15 protein-coding genes are annotated in these 17,674 nt (G+C 52.5%); 6 read left to right on the top strand and 9 right to left on the bottom strand.

Annotation, left to right across the window (positions count from 1 at the left end; all coding sequences use genetic code 11):
• Positions 1–171 precede the first annotated feature (171 nt).
• Positions 172–1,053 carry a DNA-binding transcriptional regulator YeiE gene (gene yieE / locus FDW94_RS09435; RefSeq protein WP_003834519.1) on the bottom strand — a complete coding sequence of 294 codons (882 nt, stop codon included), beginning with the start codon at positions 1,051–1,053 and terminating at the stop codon, positions 172–174.
• A 119-nt stretch (positions 1,054–1,172) separates the two neighbouring features.
• Here yieE and FDW94_RS09430 point away from each other — a divergent pair, with 119 nt between their 5' ends.
• On the top strand, positions 1,173–2,222 hold the full coding sequence (locus FDW94_RS09430) for a YeiH family protein (protein WP_008785269.1): 1,050 nt from the start codon (positions 1,173–1,175) through the stop codon (positions 2,220–2,222).
• A 71-nt stretch (positions 2,223–2,293) separates the two neighbouring features.
• Positions 2,294–3,151, top strand: coding sequence for a deoxyribonuclease IV (gene nfo / locus FDW94_RS09425; RefSeq protein WP_032944004.1), 858 nt, complete (start codon positions 2,294–2,296; stop codon positions 3,149–3,151).
• Between the two features lie 32 nt (positions 3,152–3,183).
• Here nfo and hypT read toward each other — a convergent pair whose 3' ends face one another.
• A complete protein-coding gene (gene hypT, locus FDW94_RS09420; protein ID WP_020996669.1) occupies positions 3,184–4,095 on the bottom strand; it encodes a hypochlorite stress DNA-binding transcriptional regulator HypT in 912 nt (303 codons plus the stop codon).
• Between the two features lie 353 nt (positions 4,096–4,448).
• Here hypT and FDW94_RS09410 point away from each other — a divergent pair, with 353 nt between their 5' ends.
• Positions 4,449–5,168, top strand: a complete 720-nt coding sequence (locus tag FDW94_RS09410; protein ID WP_048234902.1) for an amino acid racemase — start codon at positions 4,449–4,451, stop codon at positions 5,166–5,168.
• A gap of 75 nt (positions 5,169–5,243) precedes the next feature.
• Positions 5,244–6,542: an anaerobic C4-dicarboxylate transporter gene (locus FDW94_RS09405; protein ID WP_008785273.1), complete on the top strand. Its 1,299-nt coding sequence runs from the start codon at positions 5,244–5,246 to the stop codon at positions 6,540–6,542.
• 107 nt (positions 6,543–6,649) lie between these two features.
• Here the strand turns inward: FDW94_RS09405 and fruA are convergent, their stop codons facing one another.
• From fruA to fruB, 3 genes are read right to left on the bottom strand one after another with little or no spacing between them, the layout of a single operon-like run.
• Complete coding sequence (fruA, locus tag FDW94_RS09400; protein WP_048215908.1) at positions 6,650–8,338, bottom strand: PTS fructose transporter subunit IIBC; 1,689 nt, start codon at positions 8,336–8,338, stop codon at positions 6,650–6,652.
• A 16-nt stretch (positions 8,339–8,354) separates the two neighbouring features.
• On the bottom strand, positions 8,355–9,293 hold the full coding sequence (gene fruK / locus FDW94_RS09395; protein ID WP_003834544.1) for a 1-phosphofructokinase: 939 nt from the start codon (positions 9,291–9,293) through the stop codon (positions 8,355–8,357).
• Positions 9,293–10,423 carry a fused PTS fructose transporter subunit IIA/HPr protein gene (gene fruB / locus FDW94_RS09390; protein WP_137377484.1) on the bottom strand — a complete coding sequence of 377 codons (1,131 nt, stop codon included), beginning with the start codon at positions 10,421–10,423 and terminating at the stop codon, positions 9,293–9,295. The genes fruK and fruB overlap by 1 nt, the downstream gene beginning before the upstream one ends.
• Positions 10,424–10,791: 368 nt before the next feature.
• Here fruB and setB point away from each other — a divergent pair, with 368 nt between their 5' ends.
• A complete protein-coding gene (setB, locus tag FDW94_RS09380) occupies positions 10,792–11,973 on the top strand; it encodes a sugar efflux transporter SetB (protein ID WP_008785276.1) in 1,182 nt (393 codons plus the stop codon).
• On the opposite strand, the gene FDW94_RS09375 is transcribed toward setB, so the two are convergent.
• A complete protein-coding gene (locus FDW94_RS09375) occupies positions 11,970–12,224 on the bottom strand; it encodes a YkgJ family cysteine cluster protein (protein WP_008785278.1) in 255 nt (84 codons plus the stop codon). The two genes, setB and FDW94_RS09375, sit on opposite strands and share 4 nt — an antisense overlap.
• Positions 12,225–12,381: 157 nt before the next feature.
• On the opposite strand from FDW94_RS09375, the gene yeiP reads away from it, so the two are divergent.
• Complete coding sequence (gene yeiP / locus FDW94_RS09370) at positions 12,382–12,954, top strand: elongation factor P-like protein YeiP (RefSeq protein ID WP_003027452.1); 573 nt, start codon at positions 12,382–12,384, stop codon at positions 12,952–12,954.
• A 319-nt stretch (positions 12,955–13,273) separates the two neighbouring features.
• On the opposite strand, the gene torD is transcribed toward yeiP, so the two are convergent.
• Genes torD through torC form a run of 3 tightly spaced genes read right to left on the bottom strand, consistent with a single transcriptional unit; the run spans position 13,274 to position 17,537 of the window.
• The gene (gene torD, locus FDW94_RS09360; protein WP_137377483.1) at positions 13,274–13,906 is read right to left on the bottom strand and encodes a molecular chaperone TorD; all 633 of its coding nucleotides are present in this window, start codon (positions 13,904–13,906) and stop codon (positions 13,274–13,276) included.
• Positions 13,896–16,394 carry a trimethylamine-N-oxide reductase TorA gene (torA, locus tag FDW94_RS09355; RefSeq protein WP_137377482.1) on the bottom strand — a complete coding sequence of 833 codons (2,499 nt, stop codon included), beginning with the start codon at positions 16,392–16,394 and terminating at the stop codon, positions 13,896–13,898. The genes torD and torA overlap by 11 nt, the downstream gene beginning before the upstream one ends.
• A 9-nt stretch (positions 16,395–16,403) precedes the next feature.
• The gene (gene torC / locus FDW94_RS09350; protein WP_137377481.1) at positions 16,404–17,537 is read right to left on the bottom strand and encodes a pentaheme c-type cytochrome TorC; all 1,134 of its coding nucleotides are present in this window, start codon (positions 17,535–17,537) and stop codon (positions 16,404–16,406) included.
• Positions 17,538–17,674 lie beyond the last annotated feature (137 nt).

Raw genomic sequence — 17,674 nt, 5'->3', positions numbered from 1 at the left:
ATGAGGCGCGATTGTAGCAGACGAAATGGCATTCTTCCGGCACAAATACGCTGTTATAAGAGACCTTCATGACTGGCCGCGGATTATAAGTAAAGCAGAAAATTTGCGGCGCACAGCGGTTAAGATATAACCGCCGTTCTATAAAGAGATGACCTTACGACTGTAAGCGCCCTATTCGCCCAGCTCGACCTGGTCGCTGTAATGCAAAAATCGCGTAATGGCATTGGAGATGTGTTTTTGCCTGTGATGCACGCGCCAGAGAGTGCGGACTAAACGCGGCAGCGGCACGGGAACTTCGCTCAGCGTTCCCGCCTGCAGCTGCTCCGCAATGACCCGACGCGACAAGCAGCTGATCCCGAGACCATGGCGTACCGCATGCTTAATGGCCTCTGAGTTACCCAACTCCATTGCCATCTGAAATCTCGGCAGATGAGACAACAGCAGGTAATCCACCAGTTCACGCGTACCGGATCCTCGCTCACGCAGGATCCACGGCGAAGCCGCCAGCTGTTCCAGCGTAACAGGCCCCTTTGTGAGTGGTGACGACGGTGCGGCAAACACCACCAGCTCGTCTTCCAGCCACGGTTCAGAGATAATTTCAGTACTGTGACAAGGCCCTTCGATCAGTCCGATATCTACCCTAAAATCCAGCACCGCATTGATCACATCCTGACTGTTACCCACGCTCAGCTCGAGCGGCAAATCAGGAAAATCCTGCCGATAGCGGGCGATCATAGCAGGCAAGATATAGTTACCAATGGTGCTACTGGCATAGACCCGAATGGCACCATTATCTTCGCGAAAAAGCTGTTCGATTTCGGTCGTTTGCTCAAGTAACGCCAACGCTCGCGGGTAGAGCAAACGCCCGTGCTCGTTGACCACTAGCCGTTTTCCGACGCGGTCAAACAGTTGCACGCCGAGCTGCCCTTCCAGATCGGTAAGTGCCGCACTCACCGCCGATTGCGACAATGCCAGCATGACAGACGCCTGGGTCGTTGAACCGCTTTTTAGTACCTCAGCAAACACTTCAAGTTGTCGCAAGGTGATATGCATAGTCGTTTTCCACCGGATATCCGTTACTTACCACTTATAGAGATTAATTATAAATATATAATCAATTTTATTTTTAAACCACTTCGCCGTACTCTTTTACCCAGATAAAGGAGAAGGATATGACAGAACTCACCTTGCAGACTCATCGTCGTACAGCGTGGCATTTTATTCCGGGGCTTGCCCTAAGTGCAGTTATCACTGGGGTCGCCTTATGGGGTGGATCCATTCCCGCCGTCGCAGGTGCCGGGTTCAGCGCCCTCACCTTAGCAATCTTGTTGGGGATGGTCCTCGGCAACACCGTCTATCCGCACATCTGGAAAAGCTGTGACGGCGGCGTGCTGTTTGCTAAACAACATTTATTACGTCTGGGGATCATCCTCTACGGCTTCCGCCTCACCTTCGCGCAAATTGCTGACGTCGGCGTCAGCGGTATCGTGATTGATGTGTTAACGCTGAGCAGTACCTTTTTGATTGCCTGCTTCCTGGGGCAGAAAGTGTTTGGTCTGGACCGCCACACCAGTTGGCTGATTGGCGCGGGGAGCAGCATTTGTGGTGCCGCCGCCGTGCTGGCAACCGAGCCGGTAGTGAAAGCGGAAGCCAGTAAGGTAACCGTCGCTGTTGCCACCGTGGTGATCTTCGGTACCATCGCTATCTTCCTGTATCCGGCAATGTATCCGCTGCTGGCACACTGGTTTAGCCCAGAAACCTACGGCATTTACATTGGTTCCACCATGCATGAAGTAGCACAGGTAGTGGCTGCCGGGCACGCCATTAACCCGGATGCAGAAAACGCCGCGGTTATTGCCAAAATGCTGCGTGTCATGATGCTGGCACCGTTCCTCATCCTCCTGGCCGCACGCGTTAAACAGTTGTCTCCGGCTACGGGCGGTGAGAAAAGCAAAATCACTATTCCATGGTTTGCCATCCTGTTCATTGTGGTCGCGATTTTTAACTCGTTCCACCTGCTGCCGCAGTCGGTTGTGAACATGCTGGTAACGCTGGATACCATTTTGCTGGCAATGGCAATGGCTGCACTGGGGTTAACCACTCACGTTAGCGCACTGAAAAAAGCCGGTGCCAAACCGTTACTGATGGCCCTGCTGCTGTTTGTCTGGCTGATTGTCGGTGGTGGTGCGATTAACGTCGCTGTCCACGCCCTGATGGCATAAACGATCACGACTCACCTCCATTAACCCGCTATACTCTCCCTTTTTGTATTTGAGTATGGCGGGTTAAATTTATGAAATATATCGGAGCGCACGTAAGCGCCGCTGGCGGTCTGGCTAACGCCGCTATTCGAGCCGCAGAAATCGAAGCGACCGCATTCGCCCTGTTCACCAAGAATCAGCGCCAGTGGCGTGCTGCGCCGCTAACCACCGAAATCATTGATGATTTCAAATCTGCCTGCGAGAAGTACCACTACACCTCCGCACAAATACTGCCTCACGACAGTTATCTGATTAACCTCGGTCACCCGGTCAGCGATGCGCTGGAAAAATCACGTGATGCGTTTCTTGATGAAATGCAGCGCTGTGAACTGCTGGGCTTATCCCTGCTGAACTTTCACCCCGGCAGCCATTTGATGCAGATCCCGGAAGATGAATGCCTGGCGCGCATTGCCGAATCCATCAACATCGTCCTCGCTCAGACCCAGGGCGTTACGGCAGTTATCGAAAATACCGCCGGACAAGGTAGTAATCTGGGATTCAAGTTTGAGCACCTGGCCGCCATTATCGACGGCGTCGAAGATAAGTCCCGTGTTGGCGTTTGTATTGATACCTGCCACGCTTTCGCGGCGGGTTACGATTTGCGTTCCGCAGAAGAGTGCGAAAAGACGTTTGCGGAATTTGAACGCATTGTCGGTTTCAAGTATCTACGCGGTATGCACCTGAACGACGCCAAGAGCGCGTTTGGTAGTCGCGTTGACCGTCACCACAGCCTGGGTGAAGGCAATATTGGCCATGATGCCTTCCGTTGGATTATGCAGGATAATCGTTTTGACGGTATTCCGCTGGTACTGGAAACCATTAATCCGGATATATGGGCCGAAGAGATCGCCTGGCTGAAAGCCCAGCAAACAGAAAAAGCAGTGGCGTAACGATCCCCGCGCGCCAGACAAGCTGGCGCGTATCAAGTGAGCGTAACCAGATCCTCTGGCATATGGTTGTACAAAATCCGCCAGAAATGCTCAGCCGTTTTATTCAAACGGGTATCCATTCGGTAAATATAGGCCTGAATTGGCACCATCAACTCCGGCGTGTCCAGACAAACCAGGCGCTTATCCCGTAGTTCGTTCACGATCGTCCACGCTGGCAGCCAGGCGATACCATGACCATCCAATGCCATATTCTTCAATAGCTCACTCATCGAAGACATAAACAGCGTACGCGCTGAAATACTGCCCACCTCCGCCAGGTGACGGTTAACCAATCTTCCCATGTAGGAAGTGCTGGTATAGTTCAGAATCGGCACCTGCGGCTGATAGATATCAAACAACGCCTTACCCTGTGCATCCGCAGCACAGACGGGATAGAGCTCAGACTCAAAAACCTTCAAGCCGCAGAACGGTGACTGCATTAAGTCTTCATCGCGAAAGGAGATAATAAAATCACTTTTCCCCTCGCGCAGCGTATTCACCGCCTGGACTACGTCAATCGCTTCGACGTGGTAAACAAATTCTTCGCCCCATGCCGACATTGAATGTACTAATCTGGGCAACATCGTCAGCGACAGAGAATGTGCCGCCGCTATTTTGATATTGGGAACGCCAAGCAGGTTGTGACCACTTAGCTCATCTAAATTGCATTCCAGCTGTTGTAGCAGGCTACGGGTCTGCGAATGGAATAACTTACCCTCCTCCGTCAGCTGCAGTGGACTTGTCGTACGGTCAAACAGAAGCACCCCAACAGCGGATTCGAGCGCCTTGATCCGCCGACTAAATGCCGGTTGGGATAGGTTGCGCTCCTCTGCGGCCTGAGAAAAATGACGACACGCTTCCAGCGTCAGAAAATCATATAACCATTTTGTCTCGATATTTTTCATGCCTGTCACGCGGATGTTTAAATATGTCGATTAGTCTTAAGCATCATGCCTGAATATTCCCGGAGATGATATTCAACATCAGCATCTGGTGATTCATTTTTTGCATAATACCTTCGTTTTTGACATTAACATGTTTCTTTACCCATCGACCACGACCGCTCACCCACCGCGTAATGTCGGGCCTCTGGCTGATTACCGGCCTGCTGAGGTGGTAAAAGACATCACACTCATGCGTTTTTTGCATTGAACCAAACATTATTGCATTTCTCCTCACGACACTCTGCTGTTAAACATAAGCACCAGATAGACACCAGCTCTGAATATTAAATATCAGTAAATTAGAGGTATATATCGTGAAAGGTTTAATTGGCGTACTTGGTGGTATGGGGCCTGCTGCAACCGTCGATCTTTTTAATAAATTCGTCACCTTTACCGCAGCGCAACGCGATCAGGAACATATTCCATTAATTATTTCATCCATCCCTGATATTCCAGACCGAACTGATGCGTTAATGCATCATGGTCATTCCCCACTTCCGGCAATGCGTGATTATATGCACAAACTGGAAGATGCTGGTGCGGAGTGTATTGTGATCCCCTGTAATACCGCCCACTTTTGGTTTAATGAATTAAAAGAGTGCTGTCATACAGAGTTACTCAGTATCGTTGAAACAACCATGAATGAGGTCAAAAACTGCGGAAAATCACGTATCGGTTTACTTGCTACTAACGCCACCCTTTACATGGGACTCTACCAAAAAGGCATAGAATCTCTTGGTTTAACCTGCATCAGTCCTGATTCATCCGGTCAGGAAAAGGTCATGGAAAGTATTTATTGCTTAAAAGCCGGCGACCTTAAGCGGGCACAAACGCTGATGAATGAACAGGCTGAAGTGCTCTTCTCACGCGGCGCACAAATCATTGTACTGGGATGTACTGAAGTCCCCGTCATTCTTGCCGAAGCAGTCAGAAAGTCTCCAGATAAATATATTGACTCAACCGGATCATTAGTTCGCGCCGGTATTAAATGGTACGAAAAACGAGTTGGCAAACATCATCTTCTGGCGCAATAACAGCCGTCACCAGATTAATAAAGCATTAAACAACCACTTATTTTAATAACAAATTATTCTCTGGCGGAGGCCATTATGGTTTGGTTAGAAATTATCGTCGTGTTGGGTGCAATATTTTTTGGTATCCGCCTCGGCGGAATAGGTATCGGTTTATGCGGTGGTCTGGGGCTGGCTATTTTAACGTTGGGATTTGATCTGCAAATTGGCTCGCCACCCGTTGACGTTATCCTCATTATTATGACAGTTGTCGTGGCAGCATCGGCGCTACAGGCCGCAGGAGGTATGGATTATCTGGTTCGCGTTGCCGGTAATTTCATGCGGCGTAACCCTAAATATATCAATATTATTGCACCGATTATCACCTGGTCGATGACCATTATGGCCGGAACAGGGTTCATTGTATTTTCTACCCTGCCAGTGATTGCCGAAGTCGCCAAAGAGTCCGGTATCCGCCCTTCTCGTACGCTCGCCGGATCCGTAGTCGCCTCTCAGGTGGCGATATCCGGTTCGCCGATCAGTGCCGCAATGGCGGCTATGCTGACCATTATGGAAGGCAACGGTATCACTTTTATTCAGGTCATGGCGGTATGTCTGCCAGCTTCGTTTGTCGCCGCGATGGTCGCCGCTTTTATCGCCTCACGTCAGGGATGCGAGCTACAGGATGATGAAGTCTATCTGGAACGCCTGCAAAAAGGATTAGTGCGTAAATATGAAGGGCAAAACAGCACTACGCCGGGTGCCAAACTCTCAGTCGCCCTGTTTATGCTGGCAACGGTCGTCATCGTTATTCTTGCCGCCTGCCCGCAGCTACGCCCTGGATTCGATGCAGGCAACCCAATGAATACCCGGGATATCATCATTATCTGTATGTTGGCTGCCGCTTGCCTGATGGTGGTGTTATGCAAAACATCAACCGATGCTATTGTCCTGACATCCACGTTTCGATCAGGGATGAGTTCACTGGCGGTCATTCTCGGGATTGTTACACTGGGAACGACCTTTATTGATGCCCACTTAGCGGAGATTAAGGATATCGCAGGCGATATCCTACGGGCTTATCCTATGCTGTTGGCACTGGTACTGTTTGGTACCTGCGCGCTTCTTTACTCGCAAGGTGCCACCACGCCGCTGATCATCCCTCTGGCCGTTGCGCTCGGCGTGCCTACATGGGCAATTCTGGCCTCCTATGTGGCGGTAACCGGGGTGTTTGTTCTACCAACATACCCGACTTCGCTGGCGGCAATGGAGTTCGACACCACAGGGACAACGCGCGTGGGCAAGTATGTCTTAAACCATCCGTTTATGCTGCCAGGACTGGGTGGGATCATTGCTGGCGTTGCCTTTGGTTTTATCATTGCGCCAATGATTGCCTGACCCGTTTTATTAAGGCTGGATGGATTATTGTGGCGATGCTGCAACGGTATAGGTAAATGCATAAAAAAAGGGGCAGAGAATTCTCTGCCCCTGGTATTGACGTTAAATCAGGCCGCCTTTGCCACAACCTCAGCTTCCGGGCGCTTCAGCACCGCGTAGGAGAGACCGGCTACCAGCGTACCGGCAATAATTGCCAGCAGGTATCCTAACACCGGCGTGATTGCGCCTGGGATTAACAGGACAAACAGCCCGCCGTGTGGCGCCATCAGCTTCGCACCCACCGCCATCGAGATAGCCCCGGTAATCGCACCACCAACGATACAGCAAGGCAGAACGCGCATTGGGTCACGGGCAGCGAACGGGATTGCCCCTTCGGTGATAAAGCACAGGCCCAGTACCAGAGCAGCTTTACCGCCTTCCTGCTGCGCTTTGTCGAACTTACGACGCGCAACCAGAGTTGCCAGACCCAGAGCCAGCGGAGGTACCATACCCGCAGCCATGATGGCTGCCATAGGCGCATAAGTTTGCGTACTCAGCAGACCCACACCGAAAGCATACGCCGCCTTGTTAACCGGACCACCCATGTCGGTACACATCATGCCGCCAAGAATCGCGCCAAGCAGCACCGCATTGGCCGTACCCATGGTTTGCAGCCAGTGAGTCAAACCTTCCAGAATACCCGCCACCGGTTTGCCGATCAGGTAAATCATGGCCAGACCAACCACCAGGCTTGAGAACAGCGGAATGATCAGGATCGGTTTCAGCGCTTCCATACTCTGTGGGAGTTTCAGCTTCGTGCTGATAAGCTTCGCCACATAACCGGCAAGGAAACCAGCAATAATCCCGCCAATAAAGCCGGAACCGGTGCTTACCGCCAGCATACCGCCGATAAGACCCGGCGTCAGACCCGGACGATCAGCGATGGAAAACGCGATATAACCTGCCAGTACCGGCACCATCAGCGCGAAGGCTGAACCACCGCCAATCTGCATCAGCGCCGCCGCCAGCGTCCCCTGCTCTTTAAACGCTTCGATACCAAAAGCGAACGAGAGTGCAATACACAGACCGCCAGCAACCACCATCGGCAGCATGTAAGAGACGCCCGTCAGCAGGTGACGATACGCCCCCGCGCTCTCTTTCTTACTTTCGGTTGCTGAAGTCTGCGCTTTACCGGTTGGCTGGTACGGTGTTGCTTCTTCCAGCGCTTTGTCCAGCTCCTGCTTGGTTTTCTTCAACGCAAGACCGGTAGAGGTGCGGTACATCGGTTTGCCGGCAAACTTCGCCAGATCAACTTCAATGTCAGCTGCCACAATCACCAGATCAGCCTGAGCCACTTCTTCCGGCGTAATGGCATTACCTGCACCAACAGAACCTCGGGTTTCAACCTTCACCCACCAGCCACGTTTTTTCGCTTCTGTTTCAATCGCTTCAGCGGCCATAAACGTATGAGCAACACCGGTCGGACACGCCGTCACCGCCACCACGCGTTTTGGACCACTGCTGGCCACAGGTGCTGTTGCAACCGGGGCGCTGTAGGGTTTTGCATGGCCTTTAGCTTCGCTGAGGAAGAGTTCAGGATGCGCAACCGCACGACCAATGTCGCCCAGCCAGACTTTTTTGCCGTTCAGCGAACTGTCGGCAGGAAGCGTATCGCCCAGAACAATTGCCAGTTCGGCATCATTCGGATTATCAATAATTTCCAGATGTGCTTTCTGTGCCGCCGCTCCAAGCAGGGTTTTCGCCATGTAAGCGCGAGCCTGGCCGAGATTAGCGTCAATAATCAGCAGCGTTTTCATTATGCCTCTCCTGCTGTCAGTTAAACGGTTTTAAGTCGACACGCGCCATCATTGCGGCCAACTGAGGACGATCGGTAATGCCTACATTACTTTGGCTTACCGCCAGGGCGGCAACAGCCGTCGCCAGACGCAGGGTATGTTCGCTGGACTCACGCATCAGCAGACCGTAAATCAGACCGCCAACCATTGAATCACCCGCGCCGACGGTGCTGACCACCTCAACTGACGGCGGTTTAGCAATCCACTCACCTGAGGCGTTAACCCACAGCGCACCTTCCGCGCCGAGTGAAATCACCACATGAGCGATCCCCTGTTCACGCAGCGCATGCGCCGCTTCAATCACATCTTTCATTTCCGGCAGCTTACGACCGGCCCAGATTTCCAGCTCACGACGGTTTGGCTTCACCAGCCATGGTGCCGCTTTCAGACCTGCTACCAACGCTTCACGACTACTATCAAAGATAATGCAAGGACACTGACTACGCAGGCGCGTCATCCAGTCGGTGAAGGCTTCCGGGCTCACGCCGGTTGGCAAACTGCCGCTGACGCACACCATGTCGAACTGGCCCAGCCAGCTCAGCGAATCATTTACAAAGCGTTCCCAGTCAGCCGGGGTGACTTCAAAACCAGAGAAATTGAAGTCAGATACTTCACCGTCTTTTTCGGTCAGCTTGACGTTAATACGGGTACGGCCCTGCACGACCTGAAAACGGTTGGCAATGCCCAGCTCGCTGAACAACTGCTGAAAACCATCCTGGTTGTCTTTACCCAGGAAGCCGCCCACAGTGACATCGATACCTAAATCCTTCAAAACCTTAGCGACGTTGATCCCTTTCCCTGCCGCATGCAGACCGGTGGTTTTAACCAGGTTCACTTCACCGCGTTCAATTTCTGGGCAGAAACCCACCAGGTCGTAGGCCGGGTTAAGGGTGATAGTAGCAACACGTCTGCTCATTACGCGCCCTCCCCAAGACCTGCCGCGATGGCTTCGCCAATCGCCTTCAGCGCCTGTTCAGCATCTTCACCCTGTGCAGTAAAGCGCAGGTGATGTCCTTTCTTCACGCCTAACGCCACAACTTTCATCAGACTGCGTCCATTCGCCGGCTTGCCGGTTCCATCAAGATTTGTCACGGTAATTTCACTGTTAAATTGTTTAATCGTATTCACCAGCATGGTGCCCGGGCGGGCATGTAAACCATGCTCATTGCGCACAATAAATTCGGCGCTCAGTACATCATCAGTTAAGGCGTCATCGCTGGTCAGCAGCGCCAGCACCGTTGCCGCATCAGCTTTCAACAAACGGTCAGCTTTATTATTCAGCAGCAGATCGCCAAGGCGCTTCAGCACAGCAACCGGTTGATCGTCATTCATGGCGACGGTCACCAACAGGGCGGCAACTTCACCTTGTACATCGAACGCTGTTGCTGCACGGCTGACCGCAACGGCGCTACGCACGTTACCTTCAGCACAGTCATTCAGCCAGATCCCCTGACCAAGATTCATCGGCTGCTCATTGATTGCTCTGGCCACAAAGGTGGCATCAACCGCACCGACTTCTTTCAGCCGTGCCGCGTTGAGTGCCTGCAGCGTCACCAGCGAGTTGGCCACGACATCCAGCGACAGCGTTTCGTTATCAAGCTTCAGCTGTTCACTTTGCTTTTCACCCATCAGCAGCGCACGCAGTTCTTCCGCCGTGGTCGCGGACTTCAGCTGTTCAGCGACGGAGTCATCGCTCAGCACGTGTGTCAGCTGACGCAGTAAACCGAGGTGTTCATCAGAGCTTGCGGCTATACCGATTGCCACATAAGCAACCTGCCCTTCGCCCCAGGTCACGCCCTGTGGAAACTGAAATACCTGCACACCGGTTTTCAGTACCTGATCGCGCGTGTCCGTCGTACCGTGAGGAATCGCAATACCGTTGCCGAGGAACGTGGACGTCTGTTGTTCGCGCGCCAGCATGCCATCGACGTAGCCTTCCGCGACGTTATCCGCCTGCACTAAGGCAGCGGCAACCTGGCGAATAGCCTCTTCTTTATTCCCGGCCTGTTCGCCCGGGTGAATATCCTGAACAGATAACTGGAACATGATTCTCCTCTCCCGCTGAATTGAAACGATTCAGCCAACATGAGAAAAAAGGCGTCACCCGACTCCATCAGTTAAGGCAAGATGACGCTGAAACGTTTCAAGAAGTCTTGCTCTTTTTTCTTCAGCACACAAGTAAAGTTGACAAATTACTTGCTGAATTTAGAGATAACGCACATTTTCTCTGCGGAGGAGAAAAAAATGCTGACGCAAAAACGCCGTCAGCTTGTCAGATTCAGCAACGTCAGCAAACAGCATTCTTTGACTGAAATGCTATTTTGATTTTTGATGCCGATTTTGATTTGGCTCCCTGTTTATTTTCTGACAAGCGGCGTAAACTCCGCGTCTCTTCACATCATTGATATCAAAACATGCATAACACCCCCGTAGCCGCCACACCCAAGGCGTTTGATTTAACGTCTTCGGCGTTCCTGCTTGTCGCATTTCTGACGGGTATCGCCGGCGCGTTGCAGACGCCAACGCTCAGCCTTTTTCTGACGGATGAAGTCCACGCCCGTCCCGGCATGGTCGGGTTCTTTTTTACCGGTAGCGCTGTGATCGGTATTCTGGTAAGTCAGTTTCTGGCCGGACGTTCAGATAGAAAAGGCGATCGCAAGAACCTGATTGTGTTTTGCTGCGTGCTGGGGATGCTGGCCTGCGTGCTGTTCGCCTGGAACCGTAATTATTTTATCTTGCTTTTTGTCGGGGTATTCCTCAGCAGCTTTGGATCGACCGCCAACCCGCAAATGTTTGCTCTCGCCCGTGAACACGCCGACCGCACAGGTCGGGAAGCCGTCATGTTCAGCTCAATATTACGCGCACAGGTTTCGCTGGCCTGGGTAATTGGCCCGCCGCTGGCCTACGCGCTGGCCATGGGATTCAGCTTTACGGTGATGTATCTCAGCGCGGCGGTGGCGTTTGTTGTCTGCGGTGTAATGGTCTGGCTGTTTTTACCCTCAATGAGTAAAAACGTGCCTCTCGCGACAGGCGCAGTTGAGGCCCCGCGCCGCAATCGACGCGACACGTTGCTGCTGTTTGTTATCTGCACATTAATGTGGGGAACCAATAGTCTCTATATCATTAATATGCCGCTGTTTATCATCAACGAACTGCATCTGCCAGAAAAACTGGCTGGCATCATGATGGGCACCGCAGCCGGACTGGAAATCCCAACCATGCTGATTGCTGGCTATTTTGCAAAGCGTCTGGGTAAACGTCTGTTGATGAGAATTGCCGTCGTTGCCGGATTCTTCTTTTATGCCGGTATGCTGCTGGCTCACTCTCCGGCGATATTGCTTGGCTTACAGCTGCTGAACGCGATTTACATCGGTATTCTCGGCGGGATTGGTATGCTCTATTTCCAGGACCTGATGCCGGGACAGGCAGGTTCAGCCACCACCCTCTATACGAATACCATTCGCGTGGGCTGGATTATTGCCGGATCGCTGGCGGGGATTGCCGCTGAAATTTGGAACTATCACGCGGTGTTCTGGTTTGCACTAGTGATGATCGTCGCCACCGTCGCGTGCCTGGTGCGCATCAAGGACGTTTAAGGCGCGGTTAGCGCTTCAAGCTCGATGAGATAAACCATGGCCTGGTGCGTCGTCCGCCCACACATTTCCGCACTGGGCTGTAAACCGCCGCACACCTTTGGTCGTAGCGGCGACGCAAAAATTTTGCAACGCAGGGATTCATCCAACTGAACGCAGGGCGTATTAGCGGGCTTGCCATCAGGCATACCGGGGATGGGACTGGAGATTGAAGGCGCGGTGCAGCATGCACCACAATCCGGACGGCATTCCATACAGTACTCTCTTTATCGTAAACCATCGGATTGTGCGGGAAGGGCACAGTACCACCTTTTTTGCACCAGCAAAAGCATGAATTCCGCTTGCCTGAATGCCCCGGCGCGAGTAGTTTTACGCGATATTTTAGACACTCCTCACTACAGGATTTTTTCGATGCCAAGAGCGAACGAAATTAAAAAAGGTATGGTACTGAACTACAACGGCAAACTGCTGATTGTAAAAGATATCGATATTCAATCACCGTCTGCACGTGGTGCTGCCACGCTGTACAAAATGCGTTTTTCTGATGTGCGTACCGGTCTGAAAGTTGAAGAGCGCTTCAAAGGTGACGATATCGTGGATACCGTCACTCTGAGCCGTCGTGGCGTTGATTTCTCCTACGTCGATGGCAACGAATACATCTTTATGGATAAAGAAGACTATACCCCGTATACCTTCACCAAAGACCAGATTGAAGAAGAGCTGCTGTTCATGCCGGAAGGCGGGATGCCGGACATGCAGGTACTGACCTGGGACGGCCAACTGCTGGCGCTTGAACTGCCGCAGACCGTAGACCTGGAAATCGTTGAAACTTCACCGGGGATTAAAGGTGCTTCAGCGAGTGCGCGCAACAAACCAGCAACCCTGAGCACCGGTCTGGTGATCCAGGTTCCTGAGTATCTGAGTGCGGGTGAAAAAATCCGTATTCATATCGAAGAACGTCGCTATATGGGCCGTGCAGATTAAGCTCCTGTCGTTACAGGTGAACCAAAGATAATGACATGTTGTCTCTGGCAAAATGTTCCGTTCACTTTAGTGATATCACTTCTCTGAAACGATACTGCCTGTGAACGTGTTAAGGGTACTATCGCCGTACCCTTAACAATCCTGCCGGGAGCCAGGGTTGCAAGGGAGGCGGCGGTGAGCCTCCCTTGCACGTTCACGGGTATCTGCGCTTCAGAGAAATGACTCCGCTGAGGTGAACGGAACCCTATGCCGCAATAAAATATGCTCCATAATGCTTAACTGACTGGCATTACAACGCAGGCTGTCCCTTTTTTCATTTTCAGCGCTGGCTGCTGAAATAAAAATCATCCATCAGCAATGACTCCAGATACTGTTCATCCTCTTGCATAAAACGCACTATCAGATTCACCGCCTGAGGATAAAACCTCTCGTTATCCCGCACCAGACAAGCGTCGCGAAATAACGGTGCCCAGCACAGAATATGATGATGCAAAAAGTAATATTGCGCCGATAGCCTCTCCTCTTTAGCAACCATCCTCGCCATTAATGCCAACTGCACAGCAATATGATCGGAGGGTTCATTCTCTCGCGCTGCCAGACCTTGCTCAATCAGCAGCACATTCATTTGCCGACGTTCTTCTGCCGCTGTCGTGTGTGGATAGTGCCCTGCATAGGGAGAAACACTTGCCGGCGGGGCCAGCAGAAACAGCGAGGCAAAATCTGCTGCCAGCTCCAGCTGTCGGGAGTCGCGCCGCAAAACCCGGCCCAGGCTGCGCTCAAAACGTTTAACCTCGGCAGACACTCCAGGAACCGCCGCCAGTGAGGCAATCCAAGCCTGGCTATCGCCGTTTTCCAGACTGGCGAGCTGTTTTTCATCCAGTTCACGAAATAGCAGTTGCGAAAACCACTGGTACACAGCTGCCCGCTGCTGATGAATTTGCTTATGCTGCACTGGTCCCCTCCTCTTTCACAATCTGCGGACCACCGAAAGCCGTCACCTGCGGGGCTTTCTGCTGATAACGCTCGACCTCCACCAGCACGGTATGCGCTGAAGGCCCCTGGGCCAGCTGTGAAGTACCGATATCCGCGCTCAGCACGTTCGGGTCGCCATAGGTGCATAATGTCCCGGCTTTCCCCCCTTCCTGCGGGGAGTACCATGCACCTTCATGAATACGGACCACGCCAGGGGAAAAATCCGGACTGACAACTACGCCAGCCAGTACCTGACCACGAGCGTTAAAAACGCGGGCGATATCACCGGCTTTTAAGCCACGAGCGGTGGCATCCTGTTCACTGATATAAAGCGGTTCTCTTCCGGCAACCGCATAGGTGTTGCGAAACGCCTCGCTAGAGCACAGTTGGGAATGCAGACGTTTGTCCGGATGGCAGGATTGCAGATGCAGCGGGTATTTATCTTTTTTGCCGCTATGGGTACGCTCAAAGGGTTCCATCCACACCGGATGCCCCGGACAATCCTCATAGGCAAAGCCCGCGATGGTTTTGCTGTAGATTTCAATCAGACCTGATGGCGTTCCCAGCGGATTCAGGTCTGGCTGGTCGCGAAACTCGCCGTGACGTACCCACGGCTGACCCGGCGGATATTCAATATATCCGTCACCCTGCCAGAACGTTGTGAAATCCGGTAATGAGACGCCGAGCGATGCCCCCATCTTCACGCCTTCGTCATAAAGCGTCTGTATCCACTGCATTTCATCACGGTTTTCACGGTACACCGCTTCCTTGTCAAAGCGCTTACACAGCCCGGCAAATACATCAAAATCATGTCGCGCTTCATATTGCGGTTTGACGATCTGATGCAACGCCATCAACCCTTTATTCGAATGCGTACCGAACTGCTCAATATCGTTACGTTCAAAGCGGGTGGTAACGGGCAGGACGATATCGGCAAAACGGCACGACGCGGTCCATTGGTGATCCAACACCACCACGGTTTCCAGCTTCTTCCACGCGTCGATCATGCGATTCCTGTCCTGCTGCGCATGAAATGGATTCGCCGCGCTGTAGATCGCCATTTTGATGTCAGGCCAGGTTAACGTCTCGCCGTTAAAGGCAACCTTTTTGCCCGGCTCAAGCAGGCAGTCAACGATACGCGAAGTGGGGATATGCTCCGATACGCCGCGAAAATCCGCGTTGTACTTTGCCTGCGGGGGATTCGTGATCCCTCCCAGCCCAGAGAGCACAGGCCCGGCGGATGTTACCGTACCACCGCCGTTGTAGTGCCAGCCAAATCCTACCCCGCCGCCGGGCAAACCAATTTGACCGACCATGCTGGCCAGCACCACCAGCATCCACGGATACTGCTCACCATGGTGCATGCGTTGTACGCACCAACCGCCCATAAACTGTGTCCGGCCTTTCACCAACAGGCGGGCGAAGTCTCGGATCTGCTCTGCCGTCAGGCCGCAGATTTCTGCCGCCCATTCGGCATTTTTCGGCTGTTTATCGGTTTCGCCCAGCAGATACGGCAAAAACTGCTCAAAGCCGACGGTGTAATCGGTAATAAACGCCGTGTCGTACAGTTTTTCTTCGTACAAGGTATGCGCCAGCGCCAGCATTAACGCCACATCGGTTTGTGGCCGCAACGCCAACTGCTCGCAGCCAAGATAATTTTGCGACTTGCTACGCACCGGATCAACACTGATAACGCGCATCTTACCCTGCGCTATCGCCTCTTTAATCTGCTGCCAGTAGCCAAACGCATCGTGATCGGGAACCAAAAACTCGATCTGCAAGTTCTTGATCGGATCGCAGCCCCACAGCACGATGGTATTGCTGTTTTGAATCACCAGCGGAAGCGACGTCTGCTGCTCATAAACTTCCAGCGAACCAATCACATGCGGTAAAATGACCTGTGCCGCTGCCGCAGAATAGTCGCCGACGGTTGTCACATAGCTACCATGCAGGCCAAGTCCCCGATCCATCGCCCCGCCCGCTTTATGGTATTTGCCCACCATTTGCCAGTCGGCAAGCCCGGTAAATACGCCTGATGAGCCATAGGTTTTTTGCACCCTCTCCAGCTCTTCGTAAAACAGATCCAGCGCCTGATCCCAACTGACCCGTACAAAACGGTTATCTCCGCGCTGACTGCGATCTGACTTCTCACGCTTACGCAGCCAGTCCAGACGCACCATCGGGTAGCGCACCCGCGACGGGTTGTAGACCACTTCACGCACCGCGTTCAGCATATCGCAGGGGTATTTGTCATGTTTGAACGGACGGGTTTCGGTCCACTCACCGTTGACCACTTTGGCTTCAAAAGCGCCATAGTGCGAACCAGATTGGATCCACTGTTCGGGATTTTCCCCCGCCGCCCACACTTTTGATATCAGCGGATTAGGCGCCAGTGCACTGGCAGCCCCCACCGCCAGCATTCCGTTGAGAAAACGGCGACGGGACGGATTAAAGTCATGAATATCCATACATTATCCTTACTTTTTGTTGGTTTCAGACACATCGCTGGCGTGGGTCTGGAGGTATTTCAACAACGTACGTTCCTCCACCGGATTAAGCCGGTAATAGGTCGACATGGCTTTCAGTCCGGCGATCCAGCCGTTAGCGGTATATCGGGTTGTAGGAGGAGTGCTATGACAGGCGCTACAGGTGGATTGCAGCATTTGATCTGAGTACTCCCAAATTGGCGCAAGCGTGTTGATAAAGTCCTGATCGGTGGCCCAGGCGGTGACGCTCACCTGCTGCCATTCCTGATGTGAGTCAGGATCGACCTGGGTTTGTAGCACTTTTACGTTCGCCATCAGGGGCTCATCGAGAACGGCGGAGAAAACGCGTTTCCCCATATACTGGGTGATCACCCGTCCACGCCCTTTGCTTTCTCGCCAGCCCGTGATTTCGAGCTGCACGTTACTGCCTTCTTTTTTCAGCACCTTGACCTCGGTAGCAGGAAATAACAGCGCCTTCCCGGCCGGACTCCCTGCCGTTGCCGCCAGTGATTTTTCGCTTAATGAGAACAGTGTGGTCGCATCTGTTGGCATATCTCCCTGACGCTGTAGCTGCTTATAGCGATCGCGAAAACCGCTGCTCATATCGGGTTTGTGATGGGCTATTCCTTTGTGACAATCGATACAGTTACTGTCTTTTGCTGCCGCTGCGGTCATTTGCGCCGCCGCGTTTGCCGATTGCTTGCCATGATCCATTGCCTCATAGCTATGGCAGGATTTACACGCCGCTGAATTATTCGCGCTCATGCGTGCCCACTCCCGCTGGGCCAGCTCCGGGCGTTTGGCAGCAAACTTTTCAGGAGTATCGATAGAAGGAGAAATAAAGGTGTGATAGAGGTCGTTTAAGGCTTCAGTTTTACGAATAAGCGTTGGAACAACGCCCGGGGGGATATGACAATCCTTACACTCAGCCCGCACGCCAGATGCGTTACGAAAATGCACGCTGGTTTTATATTCCTCTCCAGCCGTGCGCATCGAGTGACACGATAAACAAAATTCGGTGGTACTGGTGTAATGAACGCCTTGCCACGTTCCCCAAATAGCCAAGGCCATTGCCACCGCCCCAGCCAATACGCACCACAATGCGTTCTTTCTTATCCACGACATGCTTGCCTCCATTTTTTTAATAGCGACACGCTAAGGGATAATAAAAACCAAAAATAGAGACAGCGATGGCAAGCTATAGGAACAGCCGCTACTCCATGAGGTGTATCAAATAGTAAAAACGAGAAATTCGTAATATA

Origin of the sequence: Citrobacter sp. wls757, from assembly GCF_005280935.1 — a bacterium.
Taxonomy (GTDB): domain Bacteria; phylum Pseudomonadota; class Gammaproteobacteria; order Enterobacterales; family Enterobacteriaceae; genus Citrobacter; species Citrobacter portucalensis.
Note: the sequence above shows the minus strand (reverse complement) of the source record. Positions and strands in the feature narration are given on the sequence as shown.

Bases quoted from the DNA above. Each gene is read 5' to 3' on its own strand.
- FDW94_RS09430 (WP_008785269.1), top strand. From the start codon at position 1,173: ATGACAGAACTCACCTTGCAGACTCATCGTCGTACAGCGTGGCATTTT.
- FDW94_RS09375 (WP_008785278.1), bottom strand. From the start codon at position 12,224: ATGGAATGCCGTCCGGATTGTGGTGCATGCTGCACCGCGCCTTCAATC.
- yieE (WP_003834519.1), bottom strand. From the start codon at position 1,053: ATGCATATCACCTTGCGACAACTTGAAGTGTTTGCTGAGGTACTAAAA.
- setB (WP_008785276.1), top strand. From the start codon at position 10,792: ATGCATAACACCCCCGTAGCCGCCACACCCAAGGCGTTTGATTTAACG.
- torC (WP_137377481.1), bottom strand. From the start codon at position 17,537: ATGTCGTGGATAAGAAAGAACGCATTGTGGTGCGTATTGGCTGGGGCG.
- fruA (WP_048215908.1), bottom strand. From the start codon at position 8,338: ATGAAAACGCTGCTGATTATTGACGCTAATCTCGGCCAGGCTCGCGCT.
- hypT (WP_020996669.1), bottom strand. From the start codon at position 4,095: ATGAAAAATATCGAGACAAAATGGTTATATGATTTTCTGACGCTGGAA.
- fruK (WP_003834544.1), bottom strand. From the start codon at position 9,293: ATGAGCAGACGTGTTGCTACTATCACCCTTAACCCGGCCTACGACCTG.
- fruB (WP_137377484.1), bottom strand. From the start codon at position 10,423: ATGTTCCAGTTATCTGTTCAGGATATTCACCCGGGCGAACAGGCCGGG.
- FDW94_RS09405 (WP_008785273.1), top strand. From the start codon at position 5,244: ATGGTTTGGTTAGAAATTATCGTCGTGTTGGGTGCAATATTTTTTGGT.
- yeiP (WP_003027452.1), top strand. From the start codon at position 12,382: ATGCCAAGAGCGAACGAAATTAAAAAAGGTATGGTACTGAACTACAAC.
- nfo (WP_032944004.1), top strand. From the start codon at position 2,294: ATGAAATATATCGGAGCGCACGTAAGCGCCGCTGGCGGTCTGGCTAAC.
- torA (WP_137377482.1), bottom strand. From the start codon at position 16,394: ATGGATATTCATGACTTTAATCCGTCCCGTCGCCGTTTTCTCAACGGA.